Source organism: Vibrio hangzhouensis (genome assembly GCF_900107935.1).
Classification (GTDB): Bacteria; Pseudomonadota; Gammaproteobacteria; order Enterobacterales; family Vibrionaceae; genus Vibrio; species Vibrio hangzhouensis.
This window is the reverse complement of the sequence record NZ_FNVG01000030.1, coordinates 34538-49450: the sequence shown is the minus strand read 5'-3', so window position 1 is coordinate 49450 and position 14913 is coordinate 34538. Positions and strand designations below refer to the sequence as shown.

The 14913-nt window shown below is 48.4% G+C and carries 9 protein-coding genes; all 9 read left to right on the top strand.

What is annotated here, in order from left to right:
• Nucleotides 1-484: 484 nt before the first annotated feature.
• Nucleotides 485-4600, top strand: a complete 4116-nt coding sequence (gene fdhF, locus C4S60_RS20605; RefSeq protein WP_103882178.1) for a formate dehydrogenase subunit alpha — start codon at nt 485-487, stop codon at nt 4598-4600.
• 698 nt (nt 4601-5298) lie between these two features.
• Entirely contained in the window at nt 5299-6756 is a 1458-nt protein-coding gene (locus C4S60_RS20595; RefSeq protein WP_103882177.1) for a protein adenylyltransferase SelO, read from the top strand.
• A gap of 163 nt (nt 6757-6919) precedes the next feature.
• Nucleotides 6920-7648 carry a response regulator gene (locus C4S60_RS20590; RefSeq protein ID WP_103882176.1) on the top strand — a complete coding sequence of 243 codons (729 nt, stop codon included), beginning with the start codon at nt 6920-6922 and terminating at the stop codon, nt 7646-7648.
• A gap of 3 nt (nt 7649-7651) precedes the next feature.
• Nucleotides 7652-9106, top strand: coding sequence for an ATP-binding protein (locus tag C4S60_RS20585; RefSeq protein ID WP_103882175.1), 1455 nt, complete (start codon nt 7652-7654; stop codon nt 9104-9106).
• Between the two features lie 141 nt (nt 9107-9247).
• Entirely contained in the window at nt 9248-10501 is a 1254-nt protein-coding gene (locus C4S60_RS20580) for an ABC transporter substrate-binding protein (protein ID WP_103882174.1), read from the top strand.
• Nucleotides 10502-10648: 147 nt separating this feature from the next.
• Nucleotides 10649-11578 (top strand): carbohydrate ABC transporter permease, encoded by a 930-nt coding sequence (locus C4S60_RS20575; protein ID WP_103882173.1) that lies wholly within the window; start codon nt 10649-10651, stop codon nt 11576-11578.
• A complete protein-coding gene (locus C4S60_RS20570) occupies nt 11575-12432 on the top strand; it encodes a carbohydrate ABC transporter permease (RefSeq protein ID WP_103882172.1) in 858 nt (285 codons plus the stop codon). The genes C4S60_RS20575 and C4S60_RS20570 overlap by 4 nt, the downstream gene beginning before the upstream one ends.
• Before the next feature lie 5 nt (nt 12433-12437).
• Nucleotides 12438-13550 (top strand): ABC transporter ATP-binding protein, encoded by a 1113-nt coding sequence (locus C4S60_RS20565; protein ID WP_103882171.1) that lies wholly within the window; start codon nt 12438-12440, stop codon nt 13548-13550.
• Nucleotides 13551-13716: 166 nt separating this feature from the next.
• A complete protein-coding gene (locus C4S60_RS20560) occupies nt 13717-14889 on the top strand; it encodes a S8 family serine peptidase (RefSeq protein WP_103882170.1) in 1173 nt (390 codons plus the stop codon).
• Nucleotides 14890-14913 lie beyond the last annotated feature (24 nt).

The window sequence follows — 14913 nt, the reverse complement described above, 5'->3', positions numbered from 1 at the left end:
GGGGCTTTTTGCATTCGGACGGGAAGACATTTGGCATGAGTGGGATGCGCATGCGGGTCGGGGGCTGGGTGGCCAGCCCCATCGAATTGCTCTTCACCGACCACTATAAAAAACGCTTACCTAATGGATAACTGGGTATATAGTCACACTAATTGTATGGCCGTTTGACCTCAAGGTTAATGTGGGTATACTTACCCTAGTTTTGCTCCTATTTAAATCCCTATAACCGGGGACTCCCTGAGAGCGCCAAGAATTCTCATTTTAGATTTGTTCTACCACTGTGACACGGACCACCATGACAGCGATAGGCGGGTGGTTTGTCGTACTCTTTATTCGGTATTTTTGTTAGCAAGTTATCCTAAGTGCTGGAATGCGCAAGTAACTTTTTAAGCAGTGCCTTTTTATTACACGACTAACCAGTTGTGTGCTTTCGAGTACGAGTTCAGTGGAGTTTGTTCAATCGATCTGAAAGAGATAGCTCTATATGAATGTAATCATCAACGGCCAAACGTATCTTCTGCGCGAAAATAAGAGCATCCTAGATGTCGCAAAAGATATTAAAGTCGATGTCCCTTCCCTCTGCTCTATAAGCAAACATAGCGAAAAACAGTCCTGCGATCTCTGTGTGGTTGAGGTTGTAGGTAAAGGTATTGTTAAGGCGTGCGAAACGAAAATTCAGGATGGCATGACCATCGTGACTCAGTCCGCTCAAATCAATAACCTGAGAAGACAGGCTCTTAATAAGATATTTGCTGATCATAATGCTGACTGTGAGGCACCCTGTAAGGTTGCTTGTCCTGCCAACGTTGATATTCAGACTTACCTGCATCACATCGCTCAGGGGGATCATCAGCAAGCGGTAAAAATCATTAAAGATACTTTGCCGATGCCGATTTCCATTGGTCGGGTGTGTCCTGCATTCTGTGAACACGAATGTCGCCGGACGCTAGTGGATGAACCTCTGGCAATTCGACAACTCAAACGCCATGCTGCAGATATTGACCTTGCTCTGGCTGAACAGTTTGAACCACCGAAGCTTCCCTATAATGGTCACAGAGTCGCAATCGTTGGGGCTGGGCCAGGAGGGCTAGCGGCTGGATACTATCTTAGCTATCAGGGTTTTGCCGTTGATATTTTTGAGTCCATGCCTCTGGCCGGTGGGTGGCTACGATATGGGATCCCAGAATATCGGTTGCCCAAAGACATTCTGGATAAAGAGATTGAACTCATGTGTCGGGGAGGCATGCGTATTCACCCCAATACGGTCCTGGGTCAAGATATTACCCTGGAGGAACTCACAGAGAACTACGAGGCGGTTTGTCTGGCCGTCGGGGCGACCAAAGCGGTGAACATGCCTTACCCAGGCTCAGAGCTTGAGGGCTGCATTCTTGGTGTCGACTTCTTAAAAGATCATATGACGAAGCGAACCTTCACTATAGGTAACAAGGTGGCCATCATAGGGGGTGGCAATACAGCCATAGACTGTGCCCGAACGGCGATTCGTGAAGGGGCTGACACTACCATTATCTATCGTCGTACTCGCAATGAAATGCCCGCAGAACTGCATGAGATCGAAGCTGCGGAACTGGAAGGGGTCAAGTTCAAATTCCTGACCAACCCTAAATGCAATATTGCGGATGAAATGGGCAGAGTGAGTGCCATTGAGTTGGAAATCATGGCATTGGGAGAGCCCGATAGTTCTGGTCGACGACGTCCGGTCTCGACCGGTAAAACAGAGACTGTTGATTTTGATACTGTGATTTCTGCATTGTCGCAAAAGCCGGATGTGGAATTTCTAAAAACCGCCAAACACCCTCTGCCTTTGACGGATTGGGGAACCGCGTCTTCTGACGGTGATTCAATGCACCATGGTTACAATGTGTACAGTATCGGTGATTTCAGGCGCGGACCTGCGACGGCGATTGAGGCGATAGCCGACGGTAAGAAAGCAGCAGATGCCATCGAACGCTTCATTCTTCAGGGGCACTTTAAACCGCAGCAGAAGCCGTTTAACAGTCGCAAGGCTGAAAGGTTGACGGAAGTTCGCCAAACCGAATATTTGCAGGAAAAAGCGAAGGCCAGGGCGAAAGCGGAGCATCTGTCAGTTGAAGCCTGCCAGACCACCTACCAGGAGGTGGAGCTGGGCATGACCGACGATAAAGCCATTGCAGAGGCAGCACGCTGTCTGGAGTGCGGGTGTCAGGCAAACACACAATGTGATTTACGTGATTACGCGACCGAGTACAAAGTCGATTACCGTGAGATCAATACCAATGGTCGCAAGATGTTCCCGGTTGACAAAACCAGTGAATTTATTGTTTTTGATGCCAACCGCTGCATCAGTTGTGGTTCTTGTGTCCATGCCTGCCAAACGGAATCGGTCCATGGGATCTTAAACTTCTCTGAGACTTCGCATCGACCGTCTTTTCCGGACGGTGCAACGATGGGCGATAGCAATTGTGTCCAGTGTGGTGCATGTGTTCAGGTATGTCCAACAGGTGCTCTGGCAGATAAACGCGACAAATCTCATGGTCGCGTTGAAATGCTAACGCCAGTAAAAACCATCTGTACCTACTGTGGCGTCGGATGTCGTGTTGAGTTGTATGTTGACGCAGCCAACAATACGATTCGCTATGTGAAAGGCGATAAAACATCCCCGGTGAATCAGGGGATGCTCTGTGTGAAAGGCCGTTTTGGGTTCGACTTTATTCAAAGTGAAGAAAGGCTGACGACACCATTGATCCGCAAAGCGGGTGAGTTAGTGCCAGCCTCCTGGGATGAAACGGTGCAATATGTGGCCGACAAGCTGAGTAAAATTAAATCCATGTATGGCAGTGACAGTCTGGCCGGTTTCTCATCAGCAAAAACCACCAATGAAGACAATTATGCGTTCCAGAAATTGTTCCGCCGTGAACTGGGTACAAACAATATCGACCACTGCGCCCGACTGTGTCATTCGTCGACGGTGACGGGGCTAGAAGCCGCATTTGGTAGTGGTGCGATGACCAATGACATTCCAAGTATCAAGCACTCAGATGTTATTTTTATCATCGGTTCTGACACCAGTGCGGCGCATCCGATCATTGCCTCTCACATCAAACAAGCGGTTGCCGATGGTGCGACCTTAATTGTGGCGGATCCGAAGCGGATAGACATGGTTGATCATGCCAAACTGTATGTACGCCATCGTCCGGGTACAGATGTTATGTTGCTGAATGCCATCATGCATGTGATTGATAAGAATGGTTGGCAAGACAGTGACTACATTGATAGCCGTACCGAAGGGTATGACGACTTTGTTCAGGAGATCCGCAAAGACACCTATGCGCCAGATAAGGCTGCGCTCGTCACTGGTGTTGCGGCGTTTGATATTGAACAGGTAGCGGAGCTCATTGGTACCGCGAAGGTCACCTCGGTATTTTATTCGATGGGGATCACTCAACATACCACAGGGCATGACAATGTGCGTTCCATCGCCAACTTGCAAATGTTGTGCGGTAACGTAGGGGTAGAAGGTGGTGGTATCAACCCGCTGCGTGGTCAGTCCAACGTTCAGGGCTCCTGCGACATGGGAGCTTTGCCTACTGACTACCCGGGCTATCAGAAAGTGACTAACCCAGAAGTACAGGCTAAATTCGCCAAAGCCTGGGATAGCAACAATTTGCCAACAGAGCGCGGTAAAACGCTGACGGAGATCATTGATGGTGCGTGCGATGGTGACATCAAAGCACTCTACGTGATGGGCGAAAACCCAGTGCTCAGTGATCCGGATCAGGCCCACGCGGTTCATGGTCTCAAGTCACTCGATTTTCTGGTGGTTCAGGATATCTTCCTGACAGAGACTGCTCAGCTTGCGGACGTAGTATTGCCGTCTTATTCATTTGCTGAAAAAGCGGGTCACTTCACCAATACTGAGAGACGTGTTCAGCGGTTAGTACCCGCTGTGCAAGCGCCGGGTGAAGCTAAAGAAGATTGGTACATCATCCAGCAGATCGCCAACGCGATGGGGGGAGACTGGCGCTATCAATCTGTACAGGATATTACGGAAGAAATCGCGGATGTGACTCCGCAGTATCACGGTATTCGCTGGCAATCTATTGGTGGGAATGGTCTGCAGTGGCCATGCAATGAAGTGAAGCCATTCGGTACGCGCATTATGCATAAGGACCAGTTTGTTCGTGGTAAAGGCGCGATGAAGGCAATTCCATTTGAATACGCGGCTGAGCTACCAGATGCCGAGTACCCCTTGATTCTCACGACAGGCCGATTACTGGAGCAGTTCCATACCGGGACCATGACACGTAAGACCAAGGGGCTGGACAACCTTGCGGGACCAAGAATTATGGTTAGCGTCGAAGAGGCTGAGGCACTGAATATTGCTAACGGTGAAGAGGTGAAGCTGGTATCCAGACGCGGTGAAATCTCCGCACCTGCATTTGTCACCAAGCGAATGCAGCAAGGGGTCGTGTTTGTACCATTCCACTTTGTTGAATCCGCAGCGAATAAGTTGACCAACACGGCCACTGATCCTTATGCCAAGATCCCGGAGTTTAAGGTGTCAGCGGTCAGGTTGGAGAAAGTCACTCAGGCGGTTGATTGAATTCAGGCCAGGCCCTGGGAACACTAAAAGGAAGCAAGCCATTTGGCTTGCTTCTCTGTTCTTTGCACTTTTGATAAAGGAAGAAAAACTGGGGGAATGAAGTAGATTAGCAATTAATCGGACTCTGCATCTATTTGGTCACCTGTTTGCTATATTTTGATGTTTTTGTAATTGGAATGCTTATCGCTATTTATGAATTTTATCGGTGACATTTGTTGTGCATCAATCCCCAGGCTTTATCTTACATGAAAAGGGCAAGCAACTGGTGATAGCAACTTGTTTTACCACTTCTCTCGGCGGAATGAAGGTTGTTCTAACATTTTTATGGCGATTTTTTAGCAGTATTTCAAACATTTCTGCGATATATGTTGCAGAAATGACCTCTTGAAACTACATTGTAATTGTAGTGTAACAAAAAGGAGATATTGCCTATGCATCAAGAAATGATTCAGCCTTCCAACCTCGGTGTTATTAGCCGCACTTGCCTATTCTCTCTCGGTACAGTGGTTGCCATTCTGGCGATGCTCTAATAACGTTGACTTCTTAGGGGACAGCCCAGATGAGATGATGTACATCGATGGGCGTTCCTCCCGATACGGCACTTCTTCATTAATACCCCTGTTTTTAGTTTCTTTTTTATCTACTCCAACTCGCTATACTCAAGTTAGTTGTCATCATTGGATGTTTATGGATTGCTTATGTCGTCGTTGGATGAGGTGTCGATCTCACACCGTTTCTCAGAGCTTCCCGGTAACTTTTATACTCTAGTCGAGCCAACCCCTCTTGAGAATGTTCGTTGGGTGGCCTGGAACAGTGATCTCGCTTTGGAGTTGGGGTTTCCTGAAGACGTTCGACAGGACTTTGCGCTGTTGAACAGTTTGTCTGGAACGCAGGCGCATGTCTCGTTTAAACCTCTCGCCATGAAGTATGCCGGGCATCAGTTTGGTGTTTATAATCCAGACTTAGGAGATGGTCGCGGTCTCTTATTAGGTGAGGTCACCAGCCAGAAAGGAACGGTCTACGATTTACACTTAAAAGGTGCCGGGCAGACGCCCTACTCCCGAATGGGCGATGGCCGGGCTGTGTTGCGCTCAACCATCAGAGAATACTTGTGCAGCGAGGCAATGGCGGGTTTAGGCATTCCTACCACCCGCGCGTTAGCGATGATGGTCAGTGACTCAGCCGTATATCGTGAGGATGTTGAACAAGGGGCTCTGTTAGTACGAGCAGCAGAAACGCACATTCGTTTTGGTCATTTCGAACACTTCTTTTACAGTGGTCAGCACGATGCACTCAAGCTGCTGGCAGATAAGGCACTCAACTGGTATTTTCCTGACTGCCAACAGCAAGAACAGCCACACGCTGCCATGTTTTCTGAGATTGTTCGGCTGACCGCAGAAATGATTGCTCACTGGCAAGCGCAGGGGTTTGCTCACGGCGTCATGAATACCGATAACATGTCAATTCTGGGCCAGACTTTCGATTATGGTCCGTTTGGTTTTATGGATGATTATGAGCCCGGATATATCTGCAACCACTCCGACTATCAGGGCCGTTATTCGTTCGACAATCAGCCGTCTATCGCATTGTGGAACCTGACAGCATTAGCCCATGCACTGACCCCGCTCATCAGCAGGGCCGAGTTGGATCGGTCACTTGAGACCTTTTCGCCTATATTGCAGTCGCGTTACAGTCAGCAGATGCGTGAAAAATTTGGTTTGCTTTCCAAACAGTCTGACGATGGCGAGTTTTTCAATGACAGTTTTGCGTTAATGCAGCAAGAGCGGGTCGACTATCCACGTTTTTTCAGAGAACTGTCCAATATAGACATCAACGGGGGGGAGTCTTTGGTCGATTTATTTATCGATCGCAATAAGGCTGCGAATTGGCTGGAACGTTATAAAAAGCGCAGTGCTGATGAAGAGGTATCATTAACTCAGCGAAGTGACAACATGCGTCAGGTTAACCCGAAGTTCATACTGAGAAACTATCTGGCTCAACAAGCGATCGAATTGGCACAGAAAGGTGATTTTTCTATGGTGGCTTCTTTGTCAAATGTGCTCCAATCGCCCTATTCAGAACATCGGGATTTTGAGCAATTTTCAGCGCTACCTCCGGAATGGGGCAAGCGAATGGAAATCAGTTGTTCATCATAGAGTTGGATGATTGGCGTTAGCCAGAGCAGAGGAATGATATCCAGTGTTTCAATTTTGTGACCGAGTGCAAAGCTACGCTGCAAATTTTATAAACGAATCAATAATAAAATGGTGGCCAAAGCCTTACACTATAGGAAGTACTGTGCTGACTTAAGGAAATGAAATGCAGGCTAAGACGCACATTTTAGTGGTAGATGATGACGAAGAGATCCGCTTACTACTCGATGAGTATTTGACCAAGTCCGGATTTGACGTGTCTACGGCTGAAGATGGGGTGGAAATGGAGTTGTTTATTAAAGCGAAAGGCTACCCTGATCTTATTCTGTTGGATGTAATGTTACCTGGTGACGATGGCTTCACGTTATGTCAGCGAGTGAGAAGAGAATCTCAGGTCCCGATCATCATGTTAACCGCAGTATCAGACGAAACTGATCAAATTATTGGGCTGGAAATTGGTGCTGATGACTATATCGCCAAACCGTTCAGCCCGCGTCAGTTAATGGCGCGAATCAAGGCGTTGCTGCGCCGTGCTCACATTCATGATGACAAATCTGAAGACACACCACCTCGTACCATCGATTTTGGTGATTGGCACCTTGATACCATCGCTCACCGTATGACCAACAAGGTTAATGGTCGAACTCATGACTTGTCCGGTAGTGACTTTGCGTTGTTGATGTTGTTTCTTTCAAGGCCGAACGAGATCCTCGATCGAGACACCATCTCCTTTGCGACACGTGGCCGTGAGGCACTGCCATATGAGCGAGGCATTGATGTTCAGTTAAGCCGAATCCGTAACCGACTTGGCACCAGTAAGGCGTTTCCTCACTATATCAAGACCATGCGAGGTAATGGCTACATCCTTTCCGTACCTGTTGAATACGGTCAATAGACGATGTCTCGTAATCACTGGTTAAAGCGTTTGAGCCCCAATTCATTGGTGGCCAGAACGCTATTATTGACGCTACTTGCGGTCATTTGTTCTCAGGGCCTGTTGACCGCTATCTGGTATCACAAAACTAAGCAGGATGAGCTCGCAGGGATACACGATACTTCCGCCAGCATGGCGACCATGTTTGCTTCAACCGTCACCTTTTTTCAAAAATTGCCAACCAAATATCGTCATATAGTGCTCGATCAGATCCGTAATATGGGGGGGACGCGATTTTTTGTCTCCTTCAATAAAGAGGAGCTGATTGTCGACCCCATTCCTGACACGCCACTGAAACTGGCTTCTATGGCGTCAGTGACAGCAGTGCTGGAAGATAAGTTACCCAATATTCAGGCAGTTAAAGTGGATTTTTCCAAAGCGGAACACTTAAGGCTTCTGAAAAATGACATATTTCTTCATGATCTACCCAAATCATGGGCTCACCATACCCTAACGCTTGGCCCCATTGATCCTCCTATACTGGTGGTTCAGCTCAAGCTGAAAGAAGGTGAATGGATCTACATTGCTGCTCTGTTACCGTCTCCCTATATTCAGCTCGACGATAACTTACTGACTCAGGATCAGATGCTCTTTTTGGTGACGTCCACCACTTTGTTATTGATTCTAACTTTCTTATTAGTGCGTGCTCAGGTCAAGCCTTTGCGCCGATTGGCGAAGGCCGCCAATGACATGAGTATGGATATTGACCAGTCTCCTCTGAAAGAAGAAGGGGCGTCAGAGTTGGTGACGGCAACGCGTGCCTTTAACCGAATGCAGACGCGCATACGTAAATATGTGTCTGATCGGGAGCATCTGTTTTCTTCCATATCCCATGACCTTAAAACCCCTATCACCCGCTTGCGCCTGCGAGCCGAGTTGCTAGATGATGACCTGAAGCGCAGCAAGTTTAACCAGGATCTGGACGAACTAGAGATGATGGTAAAAGGGGCTTTGCAATGCGTCCGTGACACTGACCTACACGAAAATAACGCTTATGTGGACCTCAATGAGATGATTCGTAATGTCTCTGAAACTCACAATCAGGTTCATACGCTGGTCAGTTTCACTGCCGAACCGATGGAACCCGTGGTAGTGAAGCCACTGGCGATAAAACGCGTCTTAACTAATCTTATCGACAACGCAGTGAAGTATGGTAAACGTGCTTTCGTGACCATTGAAGAGAACCCAAAATGGATCATTATCACAATTTTGGATAAAGGTCCGGGCATCCCTGAGGAGCAAATTGAAGAAGTGTTCGAACCGTATGTGCGCTTGGCAACTGATAAAGAAGGCCATGGTCTTGGGTTGGGAATATGTCGCAGTATCCTTCATGGACTGGGCGGTGACCTGATTATCCGTAACGCCGACTTCGGGGGCTTAGAGGTGCAGATCTTTATTCCACCAAACCTGGAAGCGTAACGGATAAAGGTTGATATGTAACATATATGTTACATATCAATAACAGTTTGTTGCAATCAAATCGACATTTTTATCTACAATATGTATCGAACACAGGCACGTACGCCGTTTTATGTCTAATCCGATACATGGAAGATAACAATGAAAATGAATAAAACCCTACTTACTTTATCCCTCGCAGCTGCAACTGTACCGGCATTATCGAATGCCGGAGAAGTCGAAGTGCTTCACTGGTGGACGTCTGGCGGGGAAGCGAAATCTGTGCAAGCGCTGAAAGATATGTTGGAACAGCAAGGTCACTCGTGGAAAGACTTTGCGGTTGCTGGTGGTGGCGGTGAAAGTGCGATGACCGTGCTGAAGACTCGTGCGGTGTCGGGCAATCCTCCTTCTGCAGCTCAGATTAAGGGGCATGATATTCAGGAGTGGGGTGGTCTGGGCTTCTTAACGACGCTGGATGACGTTGCTGAAGCGGGCAAATGGGAGCAGAACGTGCCGAGTATCGTCACCGACGTGATGAAATTTAATGGCGAGTATGTGGCGGTTCCGGTAAACGTGCACCGTGTAAACTGGTTATGGGCTAATCCGGAAGTATTGAAAAAAGCGGGTGTAGCTGTACCAACAACGTTGGATGAGTTCTTCGCTGCGGCAGAAAAGATCAAAGCGGCGGGTTACATTCCTCTCGCACACGGTGGCCAGCCTTGGCAGGACGCCACTGTATTTGAAGCGGTAGCGCTCGATGTATTGGGCTCTGACGATTATCGTAAAGCGTTTGTTGATCTCGATATGGATACGCTATCCGGTGACAAGATGGTGGAAGTCTTCACCAAGTTCAAGAAAGTTCACGACTATATCGATGCTAACTCTCCGGGCCGTGACTGGAACGTGGCCACTTCAATGGTTATCAACGGTGAAGCAGCGATGCAAATCATGGGTGACTGGGCCAAGGGTGAATTTACCGCAGCAGGTAAAGTGCCAGGTAAAGATTACATCTGTGCGCCTGCTCCGGGTACGGATGGTCAGTTCACGCATAACGTAGATAGCTTTGCGTTCTTCGAAATCAAGGACCAAGGGAATGTAGAAGCACAGAAAGCGCTGGCGGCAACCATTCTCGACAAAGAATTCCAGGAAGTCTTCAACCTGAACAAAGGTTCGATCCCGGTACGTACCGACATGGATATGTCTAAGTTTGACCAGTGTGCACTGGATTCGATGGCTACGTTTAAAGCCAGTGCGAAGACCGGTGATCTGGTACCAAGTATGGCTCATGGTATGTCGACCACCAGTTACGCTCAAGGTGCTATCTATGATGTCGTAACCAACTTCTTTAACGATCCAAATGCCGATCCAAAAGAAACGGCTCAAAAACTTGCTAAAGCAGTAAAAGCTGCCATCTAAGCAAGCACTTCAAAGAGTAACAAGGCGTTAAAATAACCTTCACGTCTCCCCCCTCAATTAGGGGGGGGAGACGCTCGCACAGATGTGAGAGAGAACCGTTTTTAGCGCCTGCTCAGTTCCGAAAGATGTAAGTAACAAGGAAATGTTATGGAGCAGGCTTTGAATGCACACAAATCACACAAGCAGACGAGTCCTAAGATGACTTTTGCTGACCGCCTCCAACACTGGTTACCCAAGATCGTACTCGCCCCGACCATGTTAGTCACCGTGGTGTGTATATATGGGTTTATTTTCTGGACAGCCGCGGTGTCGATGACCAACTCGCGCTTTTTGCCCAGTTTCAATTTCGCCGGTTTTTTGCAATATGAAAAGCTGATGGACAATGACCGCTGGATTACTTCGATCACCAACTTAGGGGTGTTTGGGGTTCTTTTCATGCTTTTTGCCATCGTACTTGGCGTGGGGTTGGCGATCTTCCTCGATCAGAATATTCGTCAGGAAGGAGCCATCAGAACCATTTATCTTTACCCAATGGCGCTATCGTTCATCGTAACCGGTACGGCCTGGAAATGGATCCTTAACCCAGGGTTGGGGATTGAAAAGCTGATGCACGACTGGGGGTTTGAGAACTTCAAATTTGACTGGCTGGTTAACTCGGAGATGGCCGTCTATACCCTGGTGATCGCCGCAGTCTGGCAGTCTTCGGGCTTTGTCATGGCGATGTTTTTAGCCGGGTTACGAGGCATTGACTCGTCCATTATCAAAGCAGCCCAAATTGATGGTGCCAGCTTGCCAACCATTTACTGGAAAATCATCCTGCCGTGTTTGCGACCGGTATTTTTCAGCGCGGTAATTATCACCTCACATATTGCTATTAAGAGCTTTGATTTGGTGACCGCCATGACGGCTGGGGGCCCGGGGTATTCTTCCGACTTACCTGCGTTGTTTATGTATGCCCACTCATTTACCCGTGGACAGATTGGTCTGGGTGCGGCCAGTGCCATGATGATGTTAGCGGGAATACTGGCCATTCTTGTGCCGTATTTGTACTCAGAGCTTAGGGAGAAGAAATCATGAGTAGTTCGATGACGCTTCCAAGACTATTTATTTATTCAGTGCTGACGTTTTTCTGTTTGGTGTATCTGATGCCGCTGTTCGTCATGATCATTACCTCATTCAAAACTCTGCCGGATATTAAGGCGGGCAACCTGATGTCATTACCTACTGAATGGGTCTTTGACGCATGGTACAAAGCGTGGGACAGCGCCTGTACCGGGGTTAAATGTGATGGCGTGAAAGGTTACTTCTGGAACTCATTTCAGATGGTGATACCGGCCGTTGCAATCTCTACTTTGCTTGGGGCCTTCAATGGCTATGTGATCACCAAGTGGAAATTCAGAGGTTCGGACCTGTTTTTCAGCTTACTGTTGTTTGGTTGTTTTATCCCATTCCAGGTAATTCTGTTACCAATGGCTGCAGTCCTCGGAAAACTGGGACTTGCGAATACAACAGTGGGTCTGGTGGCGGTGCACGTCATTTACGGTATGGCTTTTACTACGCTGTTTTTCCGTAACTTTTATATCGCGGTTCCTGATGAACTGGTTAAAGCGGCGAAACTGGATGGCGCAGGGTTCTTCACGATTTTCTTTAAGATCCTATTGCCCCTTTCCACCCCCATCATCATGGTGACGGTAATATGGCAATTTACCTCTATCTGGAATGACTTCCTGTTTGGAGTGGTGTATTCCGGTTCGGATACGCAGCCAATCACCGTTGCACTCAACAACCTGGTAAACACAAGTACCGGCGTTAAAGAATATAACGTCGATATGGCCGCGGCGATCATTGCTGCGTTGCCAACGCTGGTGGTCTATGTACTGGCAGGGAAGTATTTTGTTCGCGGTCTGACTGCGGGTTCAGTAAAAGGATAATCAACATGGCAACTCTAGAACTTAAACAGATCCGCAAAACCTATCGCAATGCGGACAACGAAACGCTGAAAGGCATTGATATCAATATCGACTCTGGCGAGTTCCTGATTCTTGTCGGCCCGTCGGGTTGTGGCAAATCGACGCTGATGAACACGATAGCCGGGCTTGAAGACATAAGCTCAGGTGAAATTGTTATTGATGGGCGCGATGTGGCTCAGGTCCAACCCAAAGATCGTGATATCGCCATGGTATTTCAGTCATACGCGCTGTATCCAAACATGACGGTGCGAGGCAATATTGCTTTCGGGTTAAAGATCCGCAAAATGCCTCAGGATCAAATCGACGCCGAGGTGAACCGGGTAGCGGAAATGCTGCAAATTGACCACCTTTTGGACCGTAAACCGTCACAGCTATCCGGCGGACAACGCCAGCGTGTTGCGATGGGACGTGCTCTGGCAAGGCGACCTAAGCTTTACCTGTTTGATGAACCTTTGTCTAACCTGGATGCAAAGCTCAGGGTCGAAATGCGTCACCAGATCAAGCGACTGCATCAACAACTCAATACCACCATTGTTTATGTGACTCACGACCAAATCGAAGCAATGACTCTGGCTGACCGAATTGCGGTGATGAAGGATGGAGAGCTTCAGCAATTAGGCACACCGAAGGAGATCTACAACGAGCCAAACAATATGTTTGTGGCGGGCTTTATGGGTTCACCATCGATGAACTTTATCAAAACAACAGTAGATCTGGATGAAAATGAGCGTCCTATCATCCGTGTGGTGAGCGGTGACAATAAACAGCACACTGTCGTACTTCCGCCAGCGCTCAGACCACAAGACGGTAATGAAATCGTCATTGGTTTGCGGCCAGAACATATCACTGAGAAACCGGAGGATGAGACAGCGATTGCCACTCAGGTCGATTTAAAACTGGAAGTGCTTGAACCAACGGGTCCAGATGTGATTGCTATGGTCAAAGTGAATGAGCAAGAAGTGGCGTGTCGACTCTCTCCGGAGTTTGACGCCAGTGTTGGCCAGGTGGCTCCGTTGTATTTTGATATGTCTAAGGCAGTGTTTTTTGATGCCCGAACAGAGCAGAGATTAATGGTGTAGACTCACGCAGGCCACAGGACAATGTTAATCATCAAGCCGGACAAATTGTCCGGCTTTCTCATTTATGTAACGCTCCTTTCGCTAGAGAGGCAATTCAGGCAACTATACTTAACGATTGTTATATCAATAAAAAAACTGTTTGGGTAAGCATGAGTGAGGATACGCTATGAGAATACAGCGCTTAAGTCTGGCATTGGCTCTGGGGATGATGAGCAGCACCGCAGTGGCGGTTGTCAATCAGGGTTATGATTTTAGCCATCGATACATTGTTGTATTGAAGAGCGACATTTCGGTGGAGAGAAGGAATGAGATTGCGTCCGCAGTGGCGCAGAACCGGGGTCAGGTTCATCGGCAGTATCGCCATGCATTGCAGGGAATGGCGGTAACATTACCCCCACAGGCAAAGGCAGCATTACAGCGCTTCTCAGAAGTGAAATATGTAGAACAAGACCGCCTGGTGACTGCCTTACCCAGAGGGGGAAACCCGAATAAAGGAGGAGGAGGGGATAGCGTAGCCCCTGATCCCCAGGTGACACCGTGGGGCATTGCGCGTATCGGTGGCCCAAGCGATAAAGAGAGCTTTCCTACAGCTTGGATTATTGATAGTGGCATCGACAGTAACCATGCTGATCTGAATGTAGATAAATCACGAGGGGTCAATTTTGCCCGTGGCAAGAATACGACCGAAGACGGAAATGGCCACGGTACCCACGTAGCCGGAACCATCGCTGCGATTGACAATGACATTGATGTGGTTGGCGTCGCTCCCGGGGCGCTCGTCGTGCCAGTACGGGTACTGGATAACAGTGGTAGTGGTAGTATGTCTGGTGTGATTGCCGGTGTGGATCATGTCGCCGCGAACGCGCATCCTGGTGATTGCGCCAATATGAGTCTGGGTGGGGGTGGTTACTCACGCGCTATGGATGAGGCACTGATTTCGGCGGTTGACAAGACTGGTGTCGTGTTTGCGATCGCTGCAGGGAACAGTGGTGCGGACATTATTGGCTATACACCAGCGGTGACTCAGTATGATGGGGTGTATACCATTTCAGCGTTTGCTGACGGTGACACCGTCGCCAGTTTCTCCAATTACTCCAACAACAATCAATACGTTCGTTCCGATGGACAAACGGTGGCCTCAGAGATGGAGTATGCCATGCCAGGGGTCAATGTATTGTCTACGAAAGCCGGGGGCGGTGTGGTGGCCTATAACGGTACTTCGATGGCTGCGCCTCACTTTTGTGGGCTGGTGTTAGCCGTTGGTATCGGTGGTATAACGGTCAGTGACACCATCATTGATAGTCGAGATGGTTACCCCGATCCGGTAGCGACAAAATAGGCGGGAATCCACCCAAACGGCTGA

Bases quoted from the DNA above. Each gene is read 5' to 3' on its own strand.
- fdhF (WP_103882178.1), top strand. From the start codon at position 485: ATGAATGTAATCATCAACGGCCAAACGTATCTTCTGCGCGAAAATAAG.
- C4S60_RS20595 (WP_103882177.1), top strand. From the start codon at position 5,299: ATGTCGTCGTTGGATGAGGTGTCGATCTCACACCGTTTCTCAGAGCTT.
- C4S60_RS20590 (WP_103882176.1), top strand. From the start codon at position 6,920: ATGCAGGCTAAGACGCACATTTTAGTGGTAGATGATGACGAAGAGATC.
- C4S60_RS20585 (WP_103882175.1), top strand. From the start codon at position 7,652: ATGTCTCGTAATCACTGGTTAAAGCGTTTGAGCCCCAATTCATTGGTG.
- C4S60_RS20580 (WP_103882174.1), top strand. From the start codon at position 9,248: ATGAAAATGAATAAAACCCTACTTACTTTATCCCTCGCAGCTGCAACT.
- C4S60_RS20575 (WP_103882173.1), top strand. From the start codon at position 10,649: ATGGAGCAGGCTTTGAATGCACACAAATCACACAAGCAGACGAGTCCT.
- C4S60_RS20570 (WP_103882172.1), top strand. From the start codon at position 11,575: ATGAGTAGTTCGATGACGCTTCCAAGACTATTTATTTATTCAGTGCTG.
- C4S60_RS20565 (WP_103882171.1), top strand. From the start codon at position 12,438: ATGGCAACTCTAGAACTTAAACAGATCCGCAAAACCTATCGCAATGCG.
- C4S60_RS20560 (WP_103882170.1), top strand. From the start codon at position 13,717: ATGAGAATACAGCGCTTAAGTCTGGCATTGGCTCTGGGGATGATGAGC.